Here is a 20620-nt window from a genome sequence, read left to right on the forward strand (position 1 = left end):
CCGGGGGGACCACGTGCCGTACGGAGGAGGATCACGTGTCCGACGAGCTCAACCCGGAAACCCCGGAGTCCGAGGCCGAGGAGCCCATCAAGCAGCGGAAGAACGGCCTGTACCCGGGCGTCTCCGACGAGCTGGCCGAGAACATGCGCGGCGGCTGGGCCGACACCGAACTGCGGGACCTGAAGCCGGTCGCCCAGGCCGCCGAGACCGCGCGCCGTCGCGCCGCGCTGTCCGCCCGCTTCCCGGGTGAGCGCCTGGTGATCCCGGCGGGCAACCTCAAGACGCGCTCGAACGACACGGAGTACGCCTTCCGCGCCGCGACCGAGTACGCGTACCTGACCGGCAACCAGACCGAGGACGGCGTCCTCGTCCTGGAGCCCACCGCCGGCGGCCACCGCGAGACCGTCTACCTGCTGCCGCGCTCCGACCGCGAGAACGGCGAGTTCTGGCTCTCCGGCCAGGGCGAGCTGTGGGTCGGCCGCCGCCACTCCCTCACCGAGTCCGAGGCGCTGTACGGCATCCCCGCCTCCGACGTGCGCAAGCTGGCCGACACGCTGCGCGAGGCCACCGGCCCGGTGCGCGTCGTGCGCGGCCACGACGCCGGGATCGAGGCGGCCCTGACCGACAAGGTCACCGCCGAGCGCGACGAGGAGCTGCGGGTCTTCCTCTCCGAGGCTCGTCTCGTCAAGGACGACTTCGAGATCGGCGAGCTGCAGAAGGCCGTCGACTCCACCGTGCGCGGCTTCGAGGACGTGGTGAAGGTCCTCGACAAGGCCGAGGCCACCTCCGAGCGCTACATCGAGGGCACCTTCTTCCTCCGCGCGCGCGTCGAGGGCAACGACATCGGCTACGGCTCCATCTGCGCCTCCGGCCCGCACGCCTGCACCCTGCACTGGGTGCGCAACGACGGCCCGGTCCGCTCCGGCGACCTGCTCCTGCTGGACGCGGGCGTGGAGACCCACACCCTCTACACCGCCGACGTCACGCGCACCCTGCCGGTGAACGGCACGTACAGCGACATCCAGCGCAAGATCTACGACGCGGTGTACGAGGCCCAGGAGGCGGGCATCGCCGCCGTGCAGCCGGGCGCCAAGTTCCGCGACTTCCACGACGCCGCCCAGCGCGTGCTCACCGCGAAGCTGGTCGAGTGGGGTCTGGTCGAGGGTCCGGTCGAGCGCGTCCTGGAGCTGGGCCTCCAGCGCCGCTGGACCCTGCACGGCACCGGTCACATGCTCGGTATGGACGTGCACGACTGCGCGGTCGCCCGCACCGAGACCTACGTCGACGGCACCCTGGAGCCCGGCATGGTCCTCACCGTCGAGCCCGGTCTGTACTTCCAGGCCGACGACCTGACGGTCCCGGAGGAGTACCGGGGCATCGGCGTGCGCATCGAGGACGACATCCTCGTGACCGCGGACGGCAACCGGAATCTCTCGGCGGGGCTGCCGCGCAGCTCTGACGAGGTCGAGGCGTGGATGGCTTCGCTCAAGGGCTGACCTCCGACGGACGGCCGGGTACCCGAGCGGGGTGCCCGGCCGTTTCGTGTGCGGGCGCGTCGTGGCTGGTCGCGCAGTTCCCCGCGCCCCCAAAAGCGGCTCGTCGGCCGGTCGGCTACAACGCCGCGGGCACGTTGTCGTGCAATACGCGCTGGAAGAGGCGGCAGTCCCGCCAGGCGCCGTTGATGTGCAGGTACTTCGGGGCCAGTCCGATCGGCGCGAACCCGCACTTCTCCAGGACCCGTTGCGAGCCGGTGTTGTCGGTCAGCGTGGACGCCTCGACGCGGTGCAGGCCGAGCCGGTCGCGGGCGAGGTCGCAGACCCGTTCCAGGGCGGCGCTGGCCAGCCCCCGGTTCTGCCGGTCGGCGGCCACCCAGTAGCCGACGCTCGCGCTGCAGAAGGGGCCCCGGGAGATGCCGGACAGGGTGATCGCCCCCGCGATCCGGCCGTCCGGCGTCTCGATGATCCACGGTGCCACGGTTCCGTCCGCGTAACTCCGCAGCAGCCCCTCGATCCGCTCGGCCTGGCCGTCCGCGGTGAAGAAGGAGTCGGGCCTGACCGGCTCCCAGGGCGCGAGGTGGGCACGGTTGTCGGTATAGGCGGCGGCCAGCCCCGGGGCGTCCCCATGGGCGAGGGTACGCAGGGTGAATCCACCCGTTATTTCCTGGTTTTGAATGAGTTCCGCAGACATGCGCGCACCCTAGCCGCGCGGACGCCGCACGGAACCCCTCATGCCGTAAGCAGGGAAGGATCTTTCTTCCACTTGAGAACCTTGTCGAAGCTCACGACCGTGCCGCCCCGGCCCGCACCCGTCCCGATGTGGACATGATCGGCCAGCGCGCTGATCAGACACAGCCCCCGGCCACCCTCGGCGTCCGCCCGCGACGGACGGACATCGGGCACCGCCCCGAACCCCGGTCCCGAATCGGCCACTTCGATCCGGCACTTCTCGCCGTCGAGGTAGGCGGTCACCCGGTACGCCTCCGAACCCCCGCCGCGCGCGCCGTCACCGCCATGCTCGACCGCGTTCGCGCATGCCTCGCTCAGGGCCACCGACAGGTCGTAGGAGACGTCCGGGTCGACGCCCGCCGTCTCCATCGTGCCGATCAGGAGCCTGCGGGCGAGCGGCACGCTCGCGGCCTCGCGTCGCAAGTGGACGGACCACCAGATGCTCATGCTCCAGCCTCCCGGCCGCGGCTCGACATACCGTTACCTATTGCCGCCGCTCCGCGTGCGTAAGCCCTTCCGGAGCGTGAGGTCGCCCATAGGGTCGATGCGCACGGGGACGAATCGGTGTATGGCCCCGGGCGCCCCACGCGTGTCCTCTCCGTATTGCCCTTCGCTTCCCCTTCGCCGAATCCGGCCACCTGGCGTACGGGGCCCGGGGGCGCAGTGCGATGATGAGCCCCGCCATGACTGCCCCCCAGCCGCGCACGACGCGCCCCGGACCCCGGGTCCGGCTTCTGCGGGCCGCGGTGTTCGCCGCGGTCTGTGTCGTGCTGGCCGCGGCCGGGCACACGCTGGCCTCCTGCGCGACCGTCCCGCTGTGGACGCTCGGCGCGGGGTTCGCGGGCTCGCTGCTGCTCATGGCGCCGCTCGCCGGACGGGCGCGCTCGCTGCCCGCCATCGCCGGACTCCTCGCACTCGGCCAGACCGCGCTGCACACGCTGTTCGGACTGGGGCAGCACGTCTCCACGGTCGCCTCGGGCGCCACGGGTGCGATGGGCTCGATGGGGTCCATGCACATGAGCGGCATGGGGTCCATGGGGTCCATGGGCGCGACGGCCCCGAGCCAGGACGTGCTCGTCGAGCAGGCCACCCGCCTGTTGTGCGGCTCCACCCCCGCGACGCTCAGCCCCGGCCGGGCCTATCAGCTGCTGCTCGACGCGCATCTGATCGACCCGTCGGGGCATCTCCTGGGCACCCCGGCGGCCACCACCGCCCCGCACGCCCACGACGTGACCGGCTTCTCCGCCGCGTCGCTGCCCTCGCTGCCGATGCTCCTCGGACACGTCCTCGCGGCCGTGGCCGTCGGCTGGCTGCTGCGCCGGGGCGACCTGGCCGTGCTGCGGCTGATCGAACTGTCGGCCCACGGCGTCGCCGAGGCCGCGCTCGTACGGTCCCTGCGCGCGGCGTTCGCGCTCGCCCGTGCCCTGTGCGCCGGGCTGCTGCCCGCCACCGGGACCGGCCCGCGCCCCCTGCGCGCCGACCGCGACGAGCCGCCCGCTCCGCGCACCACCGCGCTCCAGCACTCCGTGATCCGGCGCGGCCCGCCCGCCGCCGCGTTCCGCCTCGCCGCCTGACGCGACGCGACCACCGCTCCCCGGCAACCGGCCCACCGGCACCGGACGGAGAGGGGCCGCCGTCTCGCGGCACGCGCGTGCGCGCGTCGGACCGACCGCACGCGCACCCCTCTACGTCATCGGATCTCGCTCAGAGTGGAGTGCTCTGCCATGCAGGTTTCCCGTACCACCACCCGGATCGCCGCCGCCGGCGCCGTCGCCGCCACCGCCGTCCTCGCCCTGTCGGCCCCCGCCTTCGCGCACGTCTCCGTGCAGCCCGAGGGCGTCGCGGCCAAGGGCGGTTACGCGGTCGTCGACTTCAAGGTCCCCAACGAGCGCGACAACGCCTCGACCACCAAGCTCGAGGTGAACCTCCCCGCCGACCACCCGATCGCCTCGGTCATGCCGCAGCCGGTGCCGGGCTGGACCGTGAAGGTCACCAAGTCCAAGCTCGCCAAGCCGCTCACCATGCACGGCGAGAAGATCGACGAGGCCGTCACCAAGGTCACCTGGACCGCCGACGGCAAGGGCATCGAGCCCGGCTACTTCCAGAAGTTCCCGCTCTCCCTGGGCGCGCTGCCCGAGGACACCGACCAGCTCGTCTTCAAGGCGCTGCAGACGTACTCCAACAAGGAGGTCGTCCGCTGGATCGAGGTGCAGCAGAAGGGCGCGGAGGAGCCGGAGAACCCGGCCCCGACGCTGGAGCTGACCGCCGCCGGCGACGACCACCACGGCACCCAGGCCGCCGCCCCCGGCACGGCCGGTGCCGCGTCCGACGACAAGGGTGACGACAAGACCGAGCAGACGGCCGCCGCCACCGACAAGAGCGGCGGCTCCGACACCACCGCCCGTGTCCTCGGCATCGTCGGCATCGTCGTCGGCGCGGCCGGCGTCGCCTACGGCGTCCTCGCGGGCCGTCGCCGCACCGCCTGACCCACCCGTCCGCGCGCACCGGGGCCGTACCGCCCGTACGGCCCCGGTGCGCGGCGGAGTCACCACATCTGGGATGTTTTCGTATGCCTTCCATGCCCGACCCGCGCCCCTCGTCGTTTCTCTCCTCTCGCGGGAAGACCCTCGCCGCGGCCGCCCTGCTTACCGTCGCCGCGTTCGGCCTGACCGCCTGCGGCTCCGGTGACGACGCCAAGTCGCCCATCTCGGTGATCTCCGAGGAGACCGACTCCGGCAAGGCCGCCACCGTCCTCGACCAGCCCTTCGAGAAGCCGGACCTGGTCCTCACCGACACCCACGGCAAGAAGTACGACCTGCGCGCCGAGACCAAGGGCCACCCGACCCTCGTCTACTTCGGCTACACCCACTGCCCCGACGTGTGCCCCACGACGATGAGCAACATCGCCGTCGCCATGAAGGCACTGCCCAAGGCCGAGCAGGACAAGCTCCGCGTCGTCTTCGTCACCACCGACCCCGGCCGCGACACGCCGGCCGAACTGGGCAAGTGGCTCAACGGGATCGACCCCCGCTTCGTCGGCCTCACCGGCGACTTCGCCACCATCCAGGCGGGCGCCCGCACCCTCGGCATCTCCGTGGAGCCGACCACCAAGGACAAGAACGGCAAGCCCGTCTCGGTGCACGGCACCCAGGTCATCGCCTTCTCCCCCCAGACCGACGGGGGTTACGTCCTCTACGGCGAGGACGCCACGGTCGACGACTACACCAAGGACCTGCCCAAGCTGGTCCGGGGAGCGAAGCCGTGAGGCGTTCCCTGCTGCCCGCCGCCCTCGCCGCGCTGGCCGGGGCGCTCGCCCTCACCGGCTGCGGCTCGGACTCCGGCGGGCGTCCCGAACTGTCCGCCGGTGCCGCCTACATGCCCCAGCCGGTCTCGGCCGACATGGCCGCCGGGTTCCTCACCGTCACCAACAAGGGCGGCGGGGCCGACGAACTGACCTCCGTCACCAGCGACATCGCCGGTGAGGTCACCATGCACAGCACCAGCGGCGGCGCCATGACGGAGAAGACCTCCTTCGCCGTCCCGGCCCACGGCCGCCTGGTGTTCAGGAGCGGGGCCGACCACCTCATGTTCGAGGGCCTCAAGCGCAAGCCGCGCGAGGGCCAGCGGGTCACGGTGAGACTCGGCTTCGCCCACTCCAAGCCGCTCACCGTCGAGATGCCGGTGCGGTCCGCCACGTACATCCCGTCGACCGGCAACTAGGGAGGGACCAACTTGACGCGGACCATCACCCCTCGGCTGCGCCCTCTGGTGCTGCTGCTTCTCGCCGTCACCGCCGTGCTGTTCGCGGGCGCCGCGCCCGCCTCCGCGCACGCCGCGCTGACCGGCAGCGACCCCGCCCAGGGCGTGGTGGTCGACAAGGCGCCCACGCAGGTGTCGCTCACCTTCTCCGAGCAGGTCGCGATGGGCGACGACTCCGTGCGGGTGCTCGACCCCAAGGGCAAGCCCGTCCAGCAGGGCAAGCCCGACAACGTCAGCGGCACCACCTACGCGGTCCAGCTCAAGGACGGCCTGGCCAAGGGCACCTACACGGTGACCTACCAGGTCGTCTCGGCCGACAGCCATCCCGTCGCCGGCGCCTACACCTTCTCCATCGGGGCGCCCTCCCAGACCGTCGTCTCCGGCACCGCCACGGTCGGCGGCGGCGCGGTCGGCACGCTGTACGCGGTCGGGCGGTACGCGTCGTACGCCGGGTACATCGTCCTGGTCGGCGGGGCCGCCTTCGTGCTGGCCTGCTGGCGGCGCGGCGCGGGCGTACGGGCGCTGCAGCGGCTGGTGGTCGGCGGCTGGGTGACACTCACCGGCGCCACACTGTGGCTGCTGCTCCTACGCGGCTCGTACACCACCTCGGGCAAGCTCGGGGACGTCTTCGACCTGGCCCTGCTCGGCCAGGTGCTCCAGACCAAGGCCGGTGCCGCGCTGGTCTCCCGGCTGCTGCTGCTCGCCGCCGCCGCGCTCTTCGTGGCGGTGCTCTTCGGGGCGTACGCCCGGGGGGACGAGGACCCGGAGAACCCGGAGGACGCGGCCGCCGAGGAGAGCGGCGTCGGCGAGGAGGCCACCGCCGAGGAGGGCGAGGAGAAGCGGGACCTCGGCTTCGGGCTCGCCCTCGGCGGCCTGCTCGTCGCGGCCGGGCTCGCGGCGAGCTGGGCCATGGCCGAGCACGCCTCCACCGGTCTCCAGCCGGGCATCGCCATACCGGTCGACATCGTCCATCTGCTGGCCGTCGCCGCCTGGCTCGGCGGGCTGACCGCCCTCCTGGTCGCCCTCTACCGGGCCCCGGCGGACACCCCGGTCGAGCCGTCCGCCGTACGCCGCTTCTCCCGGCTCGCCTTCGGCTCGGTGCTCGCCCTGGTCGCCACCGGCGTCTACCAGTCCTGGCGCCAGCTCGGCTCCTGGTCGGCCTTCACCGAGACCCGGTACGGACAGCTGCTGCTGGTGAAGATCGGCCTGGTGGCCGTCATGGTCGCCCTCGCGGGGATCTCCCGGCGGTGGACGGGACGGCTGACGGAATACCCGGCGGCCGAGGCGGAGGGGGAGCCCTCCGAGGCAGAGGACGAGGCTTCCGTGCCCGCCACCGCCACCGCCGCCGTCGCCGTCCAGACCAAGGAATCCGCGGAAGGCACCGCGTCCTCCGCCACGGGCAGCACCGAGCGTGCCGCCCAGCTCGCCCGGCAGCGCAGTGCCGTCGAGGACGCCCGGCGCAAGCGGCTGCGGGACGCCGACCCCAACCGGTCCGGGCTGCGCCGCTCGGTGCTCACGGAGGCGGCCGTCGCCGTCGTCCTGCTCGCCGTCACCACCGCGCTCACCCAGACCGAGCCGGGCCGCACCGAGCAGGAGGCCAAGGCCGCGGGCGCGTCCGTCAGCAGTTCCTCGGACTCCGACACCTCGGGCGCGCTGACCCTGGACATGGCCTTCGACACCGGCGGCACGAACGGCAAGGGCCTGGTCCGGATCGACCTCGACCCCGCGCGGGTCGGCGGCAACGAGATGCACGTCTACGTCCAGCGCCCCGACGGCCGCCCCTACGACGTCCCCGAGGTGAAGGTCGCCCTCACCCAGGAGGCTCAGAAGATCGGCCCCCTCTCCGTGAAGACGGAACACATCACGAACGGCCACTGGGCCGCCACCGGAGTGCAGATCCCCGTGGCCGGTGACTGGAAGGTCGCCGTGACCGTGCGCACCTCCGACATCGACCAGGCGACCGTCTCCAAGAACGCGCAGATCGGCTGAACCGCACCATGCCCGACCCGTCCGTCCCCCAGACCCACCAGGCCCCCGACACCCCGGCACCGGAACAGTCCGGCGCCCGGGGCGTCTCCCGGCGCACCCTGCTCGGCACCGCCGGTGCCACCGGTCTCGTCCTCGGCGCGGCGGGTGCCACCGTCGGGTACGCCGCCGCGCCCGCCCCCGCCGCTCCGCTCACCTCCCTCGGTTCGGACCGAGCGATGTTCCACGTGAAACATCAGCCCGGAATCACCGAGGGGCTCCAGGCGCGCGGCCATCTCATCGCCTTCGATCTGGCGCCCGGCGCGGGCCGCAAGGAGGCCGCGGCCCTGCTGCGCCGCTGGTCGACGACGGCCGAGCGGCTGATGGCGGGCGAGCCCGCGCCGCACGACGACACCGATGTGGCCCGCGACTCCGGGCCCGCCTCGCTGACCGTCACCTTCGGCTTCGGGCACTCCTTCTTCGCCCGCACCGGCCTGGAGAAACAGCGACCGGCCGCACTGGACCCGCTGCCCGCCTTCTCCTCCGACCAGCTCGACAAGGCGCGCAGCGACGGCGATCTGTGGGTGCAGATCGGCGCGAACGACTCCCTGGTCGCCTTCCACGCCCTGCGCGCCCTCCAGAAGGAGGCGGGCGGCGCGGCCCGTATCCGCTGGCAGATGAACGGCTTCAACCGCTCGCCCGGCGCCACCGCGCACCCCATGACGGCCCGCAACCTCATGGGCCAGATCGACGGCACCCGCAACCCCAAGCCCGCCGAGCCCGACTTCGACGAGCGGATCTTCGTGCCCGCCTCGGGGGAGCCCGCCTGGATGGCGAACGGCTCCTACGCGGTCGTCCGCCGTATCCGGATGCTGCTCGACGACTGGGAGAAGCTGTCACTCAAGGCCCAGGAGGCGGTCATCGGGCGCCGCAAGTCCGACGGGGCCCCGCTGTCCGGGGGCGACGGGACGACACCGATGGACCTGGAGAAGACCGACGCCCAGGGCGCGTACCTGGTGCCGGTCAACGCGCACGCCAGGATCACCCGGCCCGACCGCAACGGCGGCGCGGCCATGCTGCGGCGGCCCTTCTCCTTCCACGACGGCTTCGACGCGGACGGCACGCCCGACGCCGGGCTGCTGTTCATCTGCTGGCAGGCGGACCCGCTGCGCGGCTTCGTCCCGGTGCAGCGCAAGCTCGACCGGGGGGACGCGCTCTCCACCTATCTGCGGCACGAGTCGAGCGGCCTGTTCGCGGTGCCGGGCGGCGCGGCGAAGGGCGAGTACGTGGGGCAGCGGCTGCTGGAGGGGTGACCAGCCGGAGCACCGTGGCCACCCGTGCGAGTGGCCGCCGTGAGACGCCCGAGCCTGGTGCCCGCGCGGCCATTAGGGTGAGGTCATGCCAGCGAGCTATGCGTATCTCGGTCCCGAAGGCACCTTCACCGAAGTCGCCCTGCGCACGCTTCCGGAGGCGGCCACCCGTGAGCTGATCCCCTATGTGTCGGTGCAGTCCGCGCTGGACGCGGTGCGCAACGGCGAGGCCGAGGCGGCCTTCGTGCCGATCGAGAACTCCGTCGAGGGCGGCATCACCACCACCCTGGACGAGCTGGTCGCCGGGGACCCGCTGATGATCTACCGCGAGGTGCTGCTGTCGATCACCTTCGCGCTGCTGGTCCGCCCCGGCACGAAGCTGGCCGACATCAAGACGGTCACCGCCCACCCGGCCGCCCAGCCGCAGGTCCGCAACTGGCTGCGCACCCACCTCCCGGACGCCCTCTGGGAGTCCGCCGCCTCTAACGCGGACGGCGCCCGGCTGGTCCAGGAGGGCCGGTACGACGCGGCCTTCGCGGGCGAGTTCGCGGCGGCCCGGTACGGCCTGGTCCCGCTGGAGACGGGCATCCACGACGCGGAGAACGCGCAGACCAGGTTCGTGCTGGTCGGCCGCCCGGCCCGGCCCGCCGCACCGACCGGCGCCGACAAGACCTCGGTGGTGCTCTGGCAGCGGGACGACCACCCGGGCGCCCTGCGCGACCTTCTGGGTGAGTTCGCGGGGCGCGGGATCAACCTGATGCTGCTCCAGTCGCGTCCGACCGGGGAAGGTATCGGGAATTATTGTTTCTGCATCGACGCCGAGGGGCACATCTCCGACCGGCGCATGGCCGAGGCGCTGATGGGCCTGAAGCGGATCTGTCTCCAGGTGCGTTTCCTCGGTTCCTATCCCCGGGCGGACATCAGGCCCGGGGAGGCCAGGCCGACCCCGCCGGGCACGTCGGACCAGGAGTTCCTGGCGGCGTCCGACTGGGTGGCGGGCTGCCAGGACGGCCGGTTCTAGCCGCCTCCGCGTTGTCCACAGAAGTTATCCACAGGTCAGCTTCTCGACCTGGGGACAAGTCGACAACAACAGGCCCCACGGTCGACAAATCGCCCTAGCCGGTCCAAGACGCGTCATCCTTATGTAGATCGGTTTTCGTCTACCCGTTTCCTTCGATTCACCTTTTGAGGCGACCTATCTACGCCCGAAAGTGGGTGTCATGGGTGTTTGAACCGGTAATTCTTCGAACCCGCACCCAGTTCCGGAGTGATCAATTCCAAAATCCACAACTCTTTCGCACAGCCTGTGGATAACTCGATCCCCGCTGTGGATTCCTGTGGACAACGGCATCCGCCAAGTACCGCCCGCCACAAGGGAGTCCGGGCAGGCCGGGGCACTCCGGACGATCTCCGCGCGGCGGAACCGGGAAGTGATTCCCGGCCCGTCCCCCCGCACCGGTAGCCTTGGCTCCGTGATTGACCTTCGCCTGCTTCGTGAGGACCCCGACCGTGTGCGCGCGTCCCAGCGCGCCCGTGGAGAGGATGTCGCGCTCGTCGACTCCCTCCTCTCTGCCGACGAGCGGCGCAGGTCCTCCGGCGTCCGCTTCGACGAGCTGCGCGCCGAGCAGAAGCAGCTCGGCAAGCTGATCCCCAAGGCCGCTCCCGAGGAGCGGGCCGAGCTGCTCAAGCGCGCCGAGCAGCTGAAGGCGGACGTGAAGACCGCCGACGCCGAGCGCGACGCGGCCGACACCGAGACCCAGGAGCTGCTGCTCCGGCTCGGCAACCTCGTCCACCCCGGCGTGCCCGTCGGCGGCGAGGAGGACTTCGTCACGCTGGAGACGCACGGCACGATCCGCGACTTCGGCGCCGAGGGCTTCGCGCCCAAGGACCACCTGGAGCTCGGCCAGCTCCTCGGCGCGATCGACACCGAGCGCGGCGCCAAGGTTTCCGGCTCCCGCTTCTACTTCCTCACCGGCGTCGGCGCCCTCCTGGAGCTGGCCCTGGTGAACGCGGCCATGGCGCAGGCCACCGCTGCGGGCTTCACGCCGATGCTCACCCCCGCGCTGGTGCGCCCCCAGTCCATGGCGGGCACCGGCTTCCTCGGCCAGGCCGCGCAGGACGTGTACCACCTGGACAAGGACGACCTGTACCTGGTCGGCACCTCCGAGGTGGCGCTCGCCGCGTACCACATGGACGAGATCATCGACGCCGACAAGCTGCCGCTGCGGTACGCGGGCTTCTCCCCGTGCTTCCGCCGCGAGGCCGGCTCGCACGGCAAGGACACCCGGGGCATCTTCCGCGTCCACCAGTTCGACAAGGTCGAGATGTTCTCGTACGTCGACCCGGCGGACTCCGAGGCCGAGCACCAGCGCCTGCTGGAGTGGGAGAAGCAGTGGCTGACCTCGCTCGAGCTGCCGTTCCGCGTGATCGACGTGGCCACCGGTGACCTCGGCTCCTCCGCGGCCCGCAAGTTCGACTGCGAGGCGTGGATCCCGACCCAGGGCAAGTACCGCGAGCTGACCTCGACCTCGGACTGCACCGAGTTCCAGTCCCGCCGCCTGTCGATCCGGATGCGCGACGGCAAGCAGGTCAAGCCGCTGGCCACGCTCAACGGCACGCTGTGCGCCGTACCGCGCACCATCGTGGCGATCCTGGAGAACCACCAGCAGGCCGACGGCTCGGTCCGCGTCCCCGAGGTGCTGCGTCCGTACCTCGGCGGTCGTGAGGTGCTGGAGCCGACCGCCAAGTGAGCGACGGACTCCCCTACCGGCTGATCGCCACCGACCTCGACGGCACGCTGCTGCGCGGCGACGGCACCATCTCGCCGCGCACCCGCGAGGCGCTCGTCGCCGCCGCGGAGGCGGGCGCCGCGCACATCGTCGTCACCGGCCGTGCCGTCCCCTGGACCCGGCACATCCTGGACGACCTCGGCTACGAGGGCCTGGCCGTCTGCGGCCAGGGCGCCCAGGTCTACGACGCGGGGCAGCACCGTCTGCTGACCTCGGTCACCCTGGACCGGAAGATCGCGGGCGTGGCGCTGGCGAAGATCGAGGCGGAGGTCGGTCCGCTGTACATCGCCGCCAGCCGGGACGGGCTGGACGGCGATGTGCTGGTCGGCCCCGGCTACGCGGTCACCGGCACCCTGCCGAGCACGCCGTTCACCGACGTGTCCGACCTGTGGGCCGCCCCGCTGAACAAGATCTACATCCAGCACCCGCGGCTGAGCAGCGACGAGCTGGCCGAGGCCGCGCAGGGCGCTGCGGGCGGCTTCGTCACCGTCGTCATGGCGGGCGAGGGCATCGTCGAACTGCTGCCGCTCGGCCTGTCCAAGGCCACCGGCCTCTCCCTGGCAGCCCGCCGCCTCGGCCTGAAGGCGGCCGACACGATCGCCTTCGGCGACATGCCGAACGACATCCCCATGTTCGGCTGGGCCGCCCACGGCGTCGCCATGGGCAACGCCCACGAGGACCTGCGCGCGGTGGCCGACGAGGTGACGGCCTCCAACGACGAGGACGGCATCGCGGTCGTCCTGGAGCGGTTGCTCGACGAGCGAGCCTGAACCCTGTCGGGCGGGACCAGGACGGTCCCGCCCGACAGGGTGCGGTCATGCGGAGGATGCACGGATCGAACGTGCGCGGGCTTTGACACCCGACCACGGCTTAGCAAGCCGGTGCCTTGCCACTCGGCCAATCCTCCGGGTGGGCGGCCCACGCGAGAGCGACTTCGCGTGCTCGAAGCGGCCGCCCCGGGCGGCTCCCTGTAAGGAACGGGCTCGACGGTGGGGTAACTACACCGGAGTCCGCCTCGGGCCACCCTGTGGGGAGTCGGACGTACTGCCGTGCAGAGGCATCGTCCGGCTCCTCTCCCGGTTCGGGTGCGCCGGGACGTTCCCGGCGGGGGCAACACCTACTGTGCCCCGGCCCGGAGCGAAGGTGCCACCGAATTAACGGACCGAAGGTGCCACCGGATCAACGGCGCTACCGGCGGCGCCACCTGCGCCGGCGGGCCCGGCTGAAGAACCAGCCCGCGGGCGGTTCGTCCGAGCGCCAAGGCTGCGGCTCGGGCCGCTCCGCGCGCCAGCGGGCGGCGAGCATCCGGGCCCGGGCGGACGGCTCGACGGTGTCGGCGTCCCGGACGAAGTCCTCGTCGAGGACCACGTCGTCCCACGAGCCGGGGCCGTCCCGTCCCGGCTCGTCGTCCTGCGGTGTCCGCTCGGTCATCCGCGCACCCCCGTGCCGTGTCTCAGCGTGCTTCCAGTGTGCCGGGGCAGGAGTGAAGGCCCCGTCAAAGCGCCGGGGCCTTCCTCTTGTTCCTCGCCCTTGTTCCTCGCCCGCTTATTCCTCGCCCGCCAGCGTCAGCGACCGCAGCTTCCACCCCGCGAACCAGGTGGCCGCGACGGTCACCACGATCAGCAGCACGGTGGCCGTCGGCAGCCCCACGTCGGAGGTGATCAGGTCCCCGCCCGCGACCTTGTGGGCGACCGCGAGCGACCACTGCTGGACGCTCAGGGTGCGCGCACCGGACACCAGGGAGCCGAACAGCGCCTCCCAGACCAGCGCGTAGACGAGCCCGAAGACCACCGCGTGCCGCGAGACGGTGCCGAGCAGCAGGAACAGCGCCGAGTAGGCGATGGAGGAGACCAGCGCGGCGATCGTGTAGGCGACGGCGATGTTCTGGCCGTTGCCGTTCAGGATCAGGCCCGCGATCAGGGTCGGGACGGCGGAGAACACCATGGTGACCGCGATGGCGACGATCAGCTTGGTGAAGATGATCGTCGGCCGCTTGAGCGGCTTGGACAGCAGATAGACCACGGAGCCGTCGTCGATCTCCGGTCCGATGGCGCCCGTGCCCGCGATGACGCCGATGATGGGCACCATGGTCGCGAGCGCGAACCCGCCGAGGACGTCGGCGGTCACCTGGTCGTCGGCGCCGGTCAGGGCACGGACGATCGCGGAGATGACGATCAGGAGCAGCGGCAGCACGCCGAGCACGAGGGCCCGGCGGCGGCCGAGCAGGGCCCGGTAGGTGAGCCGGGCGACGGTGGGGTCGTACATCTTGGCCTCCTACGCCGCGACCAGATACGAGAACACGGACTCCAGGGACTCGTCCGACGGCGAGACCGTGTGCAGCCGGATACCCAGGTCACGGGCGACCTTCGGCAGCAGCGTGGTGAAGCGGCCGAAGTCGACGGCCTGGACGAGCAGCGCGTCCTCGGACGTGTCGACCTCGATGCCGGCCGTGGACGCGTCCGCGATGAGCGCGGCCGCGAGGGCCCGGTCGTCGCTGGAGCGCACCAGGTAGCGGTGCGGCCGGTCGGTCATCAGACGGCGGATGCGGCGGAAGTCGCCGCTGGCCGCGTGCCGTCCGGCGACGACGACCTCGATGTGCCGGGCGAGCTGCTCGACCTCCTCCAGGATGTGCGAGGAGAAGAGCACGGTGCGGCCCTCGTCGCCCATGGTGCGCAGCAGGTCCATGAGCTGCATCCGCTGGCGCGGGTCCATGCCGTTGAACGGCTCGTCGAGCAGCAGCAGCGAGGGGTCGTGGACGAGCGCGGAGGCCATCTTCACGCGCTGCCGCATGCCCTTGGAGTACGTGGAGATCTTCCGGTCCTGCGCGTGCTCCATCTCGACCGTGGCCAGGGCGCGCTGCGCCTCCTTGTCGCCGAGGCCGTGCAGTTCGGCGTTGGCGACCACGAACTCGCGCCCGGTGAGGAAGTCGTACATCGCCTCCCGCTCGGGTACGACGCCGATCTCCCGGTAGACGGACTCGTTGCGCCACACCGGGCGGCCGTCCAGGGTGATCGAGCCGGTGGAGGGGGCGAGGAAGCCGCCCATCATGTTGATGAGGGTGGACTTGCCCGCGCCGTTGGGACCGAGCAGACCGGTGACACCGGGGCCGATCGTCATGGTGATGTCGTTGACGGCGACCACGTTGCCGAACCAGCGGGAGACGTGGTCGATGCTGAGGGTCGTCACAGGCTCACCTTCTTGTAGCGGCGCAACAGGAGGCCGTAGCACGCGGCGATCAGACCGAGGACGACGATCAGGTAGACGAAGCCCTCGCCGGTGGACGGGCCGACACCGCTGGGGAACGACGACGCGCCGCCGAGCAGGGCCGACTGGATGCCGTCGATCAGGGTGACCGGGGAGAACAGCCCGATCCACGGCACCGCGCCGCTGTTGCCCTGGGCGTCGGCGATGGCCTGGAGCGTGGAGACCGCGCCGTAGGAGATCGTCATGACGGCGATGACGGCGGCGATGCCGAAGCCGCGGCGCGGGGTGACGGAGGCGATGACCAGGCCGATCCCGGCGAACAGCAGGGAGAGCAGGGCCACCGCGACCACTCCTTGGCCGAACTTCTCGCTCTGGTGGGCCACCCCCATCTTGGCGAGCAGCGCGCCCACGTAGAGCACGAGCAGCGGGCCGCCGGTGAGGATGAACAGGGCCGAGGCGAGCGCCGCGAACTTCGCGAGCACGTAGTCGGCGGTCTCGATCGGCCGCGAGAAGTACAGCGGCACGGTCTTGAAGCGCAGGTCGCGCGAGACCGACTGCGGTGCCTGCGAGGCCACGTACAGGCTGATGACGGCCTGCATGATGATCGCGTACCGGCTGTAGGGGACCGGCAGTTCGTGCGCCTTGGTGGTCACCGCGACGGCGACCATGATGGCCGCGGGCACGCAGATCACCGCGAACAGCAGCATGGGCAGCACCTTGGACTTGGCCGAGCGGCCGAGGCCGTAGGCGCCGCGCAGGGACTGCGAGTAGAGCGAGAGTCGGGCGTAGGCGCGGCCGAGGCGGGGGCCGTCGTAGCCGCGGTAGCCGATGTCGTGGATGCGGGTCTGGTCGCCGGAGGGCGAACCCGCCGACTCGGTGACGGGGTGCTGGGTGGGGTGCTCAACCGCCATGGCCGGCGGCCTCCTTCCGCTGCTCGTCGGCGGTGGTGAACACCTCGGAGATGCGGTGCCTGCGCTGTTCCATGCGCACCAGGCCGAGTCCGAGGTCCGCGACGACGTCGCGCACCAGGTCGTACGTCTCGTCGCCGCTCGCGGTCACCAGGACGATGTGTCCGGCGCCGGGCAGGCCGCCGCCCTCGTCCTCGGTGTCGAGGCCGCGCTTGCCGAGGGCCTCGCGCAGGGCGCGGGTGCCGTCGGGGTGGGTGTCGCTGTCGGTGACCTCGATCGCGAGGGTCGTCGTGGTCTGGGTGAAGTCGGTGGTGGAGCTGGACCGCAGCAGCTTGCCGCCGTCGACGACGACCACGTGGTCGCAGGTGCGCTCCAGCTCGCCGAGCAGGTGCGAGGTGACCAGGACGGAGATGCCGAAGTCGGTGTGGACGCGGCGGATCAGGCCGAGCATCTCGTCACGGCCGACCGGGTCGAGGCCGTTGGTCGGCTCGTCCAGGAAGACGAGGCGCGGGTCGTGCACCAGCGCCTGGGCGAGCTTGACCCGCTGTTTCATGCCGGTCGAGTAGCCGCCGATGGGGCGGTACCGCTCCTCGTAGAGGCCGACATGGCGCAGGGTGTCCGCGGTGCGCTCGCGCGCGGCGGCGGCCGGCAGTCCGGACATGCGGGCCATGTGCACGACGAACTCGGTGGCCGAGACGTCGGGCGGCAGGCAGTCGTGCTCCGGCATGTACCCGACCCGCTCCCGGATGGCGGCGCCCTCGGTCGCCACGTCGAGGCCGAGCACGGTGGCACGGCCCTCCGAGGCGGGGGACAGACCCAGGAGGATCTTGATCAGGGTGGACTTGCCGGCGCCGTTGGCACCGACGAGTCCGGTCACACCGGGTCCGATGTCCACGGACAGCCGGTCGAGAGCGGTCACCCGTGGGTACCGCTTGCTCAGGCTCTCGGTCGCGATCACAGTCACGTCCCCGACGGTAGTGACGCGGGCCACGCCGGTCGTCAGACCTCAGAGCCGTCTTGGAGTCAGTCTCGGGTAGTACGGGGCCCTAGGGGACCGTGCGGGAGACGGGTCCCGGGGGCCGGTGGGCCGGGATCCCTAGGGGTTGCCCCGGTGATCTCCCCTATTGACGCCGCCTCTAACAACTGCGAGATTCAGCGGGGTCGGGAGTGCGGCGCCGGGCGGAGGAGACGTGATGCTGGAAGGTGCGCGCGAGATGCTGGAGGGTGTGCGCGAGCGCCGGATCAGGACCGGCGGGATCGAGCTGTGCGTGGCCGAGCTCGGCGATCCCGCACGGCCGACGGTGGTGCTGGTGCACGGCTACCCGGACAGCAAGGAGGTCTGGTCGGAGGTCGCCGCCCGGCTCTCCCGCGGTTTCCACGTGGTGCTGTACGACGTCCGGGGCCACGGCCGCTCGACCGCGCCGAAGCCGCTGCGCGGCGGCTTCACGCTGGCCAAGCTGACCGACGACTTCCTGGCCGTCGCGGACGCGGTGAGCCCGGACCGGCCGGTCCATCTCGTGGGCCACGACTGGGGATCGGTGCAGTCCTGGGAGTTCGTGACGGTCGCCCGCACCCGGGGCCGTATCGCCTCCTTCACCTCCATGTCGGGGCCGTCCCTGGATCACTTCGGGCACTGGATCAACGCGCGCGTGAAGCGCCCGACGCCTCGCAGGATCGGCCAACTCCTCGGCCAGGGCGCCAAGTCCTGGTACGTGTACCTGCTGCACACCCCCGTGCTGCCCGAACTCGCCTGGCGCGGCCCGCTCGGCAGGCGCTGGCCGGGGATCCTCCAGCGGGCGGAGAAGGTCCCGGCCGACGGCTACCCGACCGGCTCCCTGCCCTCGGACGCGGCCAACGGCGCCTGGCTCTACCGGGACAACGTCCGTGCCCGGCTGCGCAAACCGCGCCCGGACGCCCACGCGCATGTGCCGGTGCAGCTGATCACGCCCGAGGGCGACGCGTTCCTCTCCCCGCAGCTCTACGACGACTTGGAGCAGTGGGTGCCCCGGCTGGTCCGGCGCGTACTCCCGGCCAAGCACTGGATTCCGCGCACCCGCCCCGATCAACTCTCCCTGTGGATCACCGAATTCGTGGAATCGGTCGAGGAGGGCGGCCCGGCTGCCGTGCCCGACGGCCGCCATGGTGACCGTTTCGCCGGGCAGTTGGCGCTGATCACCGGTGCGGGCGACGGCATCGGCCGGGCCACGGCGTTCGCCTTCGCGGCGGCCGGCGCGCGCGTGGTGGCCGTGGACCGCGACCCGGAAGCGGCCGCCCGCACGGCCGAACTCGCCCTGTCACTGGGGGCGTCGGGGGCATGGGCGGAGTCGGTGGACGTCTCCGACGAACAGGCCGTGGAGAAGCTGGCCGGGAGAGTGCACAGCGAACACGGTGTGGTGGACGTGCTGGTGAACAGCGCGGGCGTCGACCTCCCGGACTCCCTTCTCACCGCCTCCACCGACGACTGGCGGGCGGCGCTGAAGGCCAACTTGTTCGGCACACTGCACAGTTGCCGTCTCTTCGGGGCGCACATGGTGGAGCGCGGGCAGGGCGGCCACGTCGTCAATGTCGGTTCGACCGTGACGGATCTTTCGGATCGCCTGCGCGCCGAACTGTCCGTGCACGACATTGGAGTTACGGCCGCCCCTACAGCTCCCGGCGTCAACTGGCCGTCGGAGAAGGCCGCGAGCTCGATCCTCGACGCCGTGGCACAGAACAAGCCAACTGTCGCGAAAAGGGCGTCAGTTGTCCACAGGATCACCAACTTCCTTGTGGATAAGTGAACTTAACTGTGGATCAAACCTCAGAATGAAAATCGAGTGCGTGACCTACGTCTCTTCATGTAAATCAGGGAATCGGGAAAGAAGGTAACCAGACCAAACAGGAAAGGGGGAATGTAAGGAAATATGGATGACAGACGCACTGTAAAGCTGTCGAAGTACCTCGCGAAGCACCTGCGCCATCAGCCCGAGCGCATCGGACTCACGCTGGACGCGGGCGGCTGGGTCGAGATCGACGCCCTCATGACGGCGGCCGCCGCGCACGGCTTCCGGTTCACGCGCGAGGAACTCGACCATGTCGTGGCCGTCAACGACAAGAAGCGCTACGCGGTCGACGGCACCCGCATCCGCGCCAGCCAGGGCCACACCGTGGACGTCGACCTGGGGCTTCCCCCGGCCACCCCGCCGCCGTACCTGTACCACGGCACCGTCGCCCGCGCCCTGGACGCGATCCGCACGGAGGGGCTGCGGCCCATGAGCCGCCACGACGTCCATCTCTCGGCCGACCGCGAGACGGCCACCCGGGTCGGCTCCCGGCGCGGCCGCCCGGTCGTCCTCCCGGTGGACGCCGCCGCCATGCACCGCGACGGCCATGTCTTCCGCGTCAGCGCGAACGGGGTCTGGCTGACGGAGGCGGTCCCGGCGCGGTATCTGCGGTTCACCGAGGCGCGCTGACCGGGCCCGGGGCGCTTTCACGGGCGTCCGGGCCCTGTTCACGGGCCACGTAGGCTCGACGCCATGAGTCTGCGTCTGAGCACCGTGATCCTTCCCGTCGACCGCTGGAACGAGGGCGGCCGTGCCAAGTGGCAGCGCGCGGAGGACCTGGGCTTCCACGCCGCGTACACCTACGACCACCTGTCGTGGCGCGCCTTCCGCGACGGCCCCTGGTTCGGTGCGGTGCCCACGCTGACCGCGGCGGCGGCCACGACCTCGCGGCTGCGGCTGGGCACGCTCGTCACCTCCCCCAACTTCCGGCACCCGGTGACCCTCGCCAAGGACCTGATCTCCCTGGACGACGTCTCCGACGGCCGGATCACCCTCGGCATCGGCGCGGGCGGCATCGGGTTCGACGCGACCGCGCTCGGCCAGGAGCCGTGGACGCCGCGTGAGCGCGCCGACCGGTTCGCGGAGTTCGTGGCCCTGCTCGACCGGCTGCTCAGCGAGGACGCGGTCACCGAGGAGGGCCGGTTCTACTCGGCCGTCGAGGCCCGCAACATCCCCGGCTGTGTGCAGCGGCCCCGGCTGCCCTTCGCGGTGGCGGCCACCGGCCCGCGCGGCCTGCGCCTGGCGGCGCGGTACGGGCAGGCGTGGGTGACCACGGGCGACCCGAAGCTGTACGAGAACGGCACCCCCGAGCAGTCGGTCGAGGCGCTGCGCGGCCAGCTGGCCAGGCTGGGCGAGGCGTGCGCGGAGGCCGGCCGGGACGTGGCCGAGCTGGACAAGATCCTGCTCACCGGCTTCACCCCCGACCGCAGTGGGCCGCTCCAGTCGCTGGACGCGTTCGTGGACTTCGCGGGCCGCCACCGGGAGCTGGGCTTCTCCGAGATCGTCGTCCACTGGCCCGTCCCGGACTCCGACTTCGCCGCCGACCAGAAGGTCTTCGAGCGGATCGCGATGGAGGCGGCCGCGCAGCTGGGCTGACGGGAGTGGTCCGGCGGGGTGGGCCGGCGAGGCTGGGCTGGG

Annotated in this window: 20 protein-coding genes and 1 tRNA gene; 13 read left to right on the top strand and 8 right to left on the bottom strand. The window is 71.6% G+C overall.

Annotated elements, in window-relative coordinates:
• The first annotated feature begins 35 nt into the window (after nucleotides 1–35).
• Nucleotides 36–1496, top strand: a complete 1461-nt coding sequence (locus tag AB0E91_RS09635; protein ID WP_361777763.1) for an aminopeptidase P family protein — start codon at nucleotides 36–38, stop codon at nucleotides 1494–1496.
• 115 nt (nucleotides 1497–1611) lie between these two features.
• Here the strand turns inward: AB0E91_RS09635 and AB0E91_RS09640 are convergent, their stop codons facing one another.
• Nucleotides 1612–2187, bottom strand: a complete 576-nt coding sequence (locus AB0E91_RS09640) for a GNAT family protein (RefSeq protein ID WP_361777766.1) — start codon at nucleotides 2185–2187, stop codon at nucleotides 1612–1614.
• Nucleotides 2188–2225: 38 nt separating this feature from the next.
• Complete coding sequence (locus AB0E91_RS09645; protein WP_161181357.1) at nucleotides 2226–2672, bottom strand: ATP-binding protein; 447 nt, start codon at nucleotides 2670–2672, stop codon at nucleotides 2226–2228.
• Nucleotides 2673–2908: 236 nt separating this feature from the next.
• On the opposite strand from AB0E91_RS09645, the gene AB0E91_RS09650 reads away from it, so the two are divergent.
• From AB0E91_RS09650 to AB0E91_RS09690, 9 genes are all read left to right on the top strand, one after another.
• Nucleotides 2909–3799 carry a hypothetical protein gene (locus tag AB0E91_RS09650; protein ID WP_361777770.1) on the top strand — a complete coding sequence of 297 codons (891 nt, stop codon included), beginning with the start codon at nucleotides 2909–2911 and terminating at the stop codon, nucleotides 3797–3799.
• Between the two features lie 150 nt (nucleotides 3800–3949).
• Nucleotides 3950–4711: a YcnI family protein gene (locus AB0E91_RS09655; protein ID WP_361777772.1), complete on the top strand. Its 762-nt coding sequence runs from the start codon at nucleotides 3950–3952 to the stop codon at nucleotides 4709–4711.
• A gap of 92 nt (nucleotides 4712–4803) precedes the next feature.
• Nucleotides 4804–5490 carry an SCO family protein gene (locus tag AB0E91_RS09660; protein ID WP_361777775.1) on the top strand — a complete coding sequence of 229 codons (687 nt, stop codon included), beginning with the start codon at nucleotides 4804–4806 and terminating at the stop codon, nucleotides 5488–5490.
• Nucleotides 5487–5945 (top strand): copper chaperone PCu(A)C, encoded by a 459-nt coding sequence (locus AB0E91_RS09665; protein ID WP_361777778.1) that lies wholly within the window; start codon nucleotides 5487–5489, stop codon nucleotides 5943–5945. The genes AB0E91_RS09660 and AB0E91_RS09665 overlap by 4 nt, the downstream gene beginning before the upstream one ends.
• A gap of 12 nt (nucleotides 5946–5957) precedes the next feature.
• Nucleotides 5958–7973: a copper resistance protein CopC gene (locus tag AB0E91_RS09670; protein WP_361777781.1), complete on the top strand. Its 2016-nt coding sequence runs from the start codon at nucleotides 5958–5960 to the stop codon at nucleotides 7971–7973.
• Nucleotides 7974–7981: 8 nt separating this feature from the next.
• Nucleotides 7982–9262 carry an iron uptake transporter deferrochelatase/peroxidase subunit gene (efeB, locus tag AB0E91_RS09675; RefSeq protein ID WP_361777784.1) on the top strand — a complete coding sequence of 427 codons (1281 nt, stop codon included), beginning with the start codon at nucleotides 7982–7984 and terminating at the stop codon, nucleotides 9260–9262.
• 85 nt (nucleotides 9263–9347) lie between these two features.
• Complete coding sequence (gene pheA, locus AB0E91_RS09680) at nucleotides 9348–10280, top strand: prephenate dehydratase (RefSeq protein WP_361116947.1); 933 nt, start codon at nucleotides 9348–9350, stop codon at nucleotides 10278–10280.
• Between the two features lie 451 nt (nucleotides 10281–10731).
• The gene (gene serS, locus AB0E91_RS09685; protein ID WP_361777787.1) at nucleotides 10732–12009 is read left to right on the top strand and encodes a serine--tRNA ligase; all 1278 of its coding nucleotides are present in this window, start codon (nucleotides 10732–10734) and stop codon (nucleotides 12007–12009) included.
• The gene (locus tag AB0E91_RS09690) at nucleotides 12006–12818 is read left to right on the top strand and encodes a Cof-type HAD-IIB family hydrolase (protein ID WP_361777790.1); all 813 of its coding nucleotides are present in this window, start codon (nucleotides 12006–12008) and stop codon (nucleotides 12816–12818) included. The genes serS and AB0E91_RS09690 overlap by 4 nt, the downstream gene beginning before the upstream one ends.
• 50 nt (nucleotides 12819–12868) lie before the next feature.
• On the opposite strand, the gene AB0E91_RS09695 is transcribed toward AB0E91_RS09690, so the two are convergent.
• The 6 genes from AB0E91_RS09695 to AB0E91_RS09720 form a co-directional block, all read right to left on the bottom strand.
• Nucleotides 12869–12955 (bottom strand) — tRNA-Ser (locus tag AB0E91_RS09695).
• 281 nt (nucleotides 12956–13236) lie between these two features.
• Nucleotides 13237–13479 (bottom strand): hypothetical protein, encoded by a 243-nt coding sequence (locus AB0E91_RS09700; RefSeq protein WP_161183411.1) that lies wholly within the window; start codon nucleotides 13477–13479, stop codon nucleotides 13237–13239.
• Between the two features lie 114 nt (nucleotides 13480–13593).
• The gene (locus tag AB0E91_RS09705; protein WP_361777793.1) at nucleotides 13594–14313 is read right to left on the bottom strand and encodes an ABC transporter permease; all 720 of its coding nucleotides are present in this window, start codon (nucleotides 14311–14313) and stop codon (nucleotides 13594–13596) included.
• Between the two features lie 9 nt (nucleotides 14314–14322).
• Nucleotides 14323–15234, bottom strand: coding sequence for an ABC transporter ATP-binding protein (locus AB0E91_RS09710; protein WP_161183409.1), 912 nt, complete (start codon nucleotides 15232–15234; stop codon nucleotides 14323–14325).
• Nucleotides 15231–16163 carry an ABC transporter permease subunit gene (locus AB0E91_RS09715; protein ID WP_361777797.1) on the bottom strand — a complete coding sequence of 311 codons (933 nt, stop codon included), beginning with the start codon at nucleotides 16161–16163 and terminating at the stop codon, nucleotides 15231–15233. Before AB0E91_RS09715 ends, AB0E91_RS09710 begins: the two co-directional genes overlap by 4 nt.
• Nucleotides 16153–17118: an ABC transporter ATP-binding protein gene (locus tag AB0E91_RS09720; RefSeq protein ID WP_361779041.1), complete on the bottom strand. Its 966-nt coding sequence runs from the start codon at nucleotides 17116–17118 to the stop codon at nucleotides 16153–16155. Before AB0E91_RS09720 ends, AB0E91_RS09715 begins: the two co-directional genes overlap by 11 nt.
• A gap of 235 nt (nucleotides 17119–17353) precedes the next feature.
• On the opposite strand from AB0E91_RS09720, the gene AB0E91_RS09725 reads away from it, so the two are divergent.
• From AB0E91_RS09725 to AB0E91_RS09735, 3 genes are all read left to right on the top strand, one after another.
• Nucleotides 17354–18940 carry an SDR family oxidoreductase gene (locus AB0E91_RS09725; protein ID WP_361777800.1) on the top strand — a complete coding sequence of 529 codons (1587 nt, stop codon included), beginning with the start codon at nucleotides 17354–17356 and terminating at the stop codon, nucleotides 18938–18940.
• 123 nt (nucleotides 18941–19063) lie between these two features.
• Nucleotides 19064–19612, top strand: a complete 549-nt coding sequence (locus AB0E91_RS09730) for an RNA 2'-phosphotransferase (RefSeq protein WP_361777803.1) — start codon at nucleotides 19064–19066, stop codon at nucleotides 19610–19612.
• A 63-nt stretch (nucleotides 19613–19675) separates the two neighbouring features.
• Complete coding sequence (locus AB0E91_RS09735) at nucleotides 19676–20578, top strand: LLM class flavin-dependent oxidoreductase (protein ID WP_361777806.1); 903 nt, start codon at nucleotides 19676–19678, stop codon at nucleotides 20576–20578.
• Nucleotides 20579–20620 lie beyond the last annotated feature (42 nt).

This window comes from Streptomyces sp. NPDC026659 (genome assembly GCF_040638245.1).
Classification (GTDB): Bacteria; Actinomycetota; Actinomycetes; order Streptomycetales; family Streptomycetaceae; genus Streptomyces.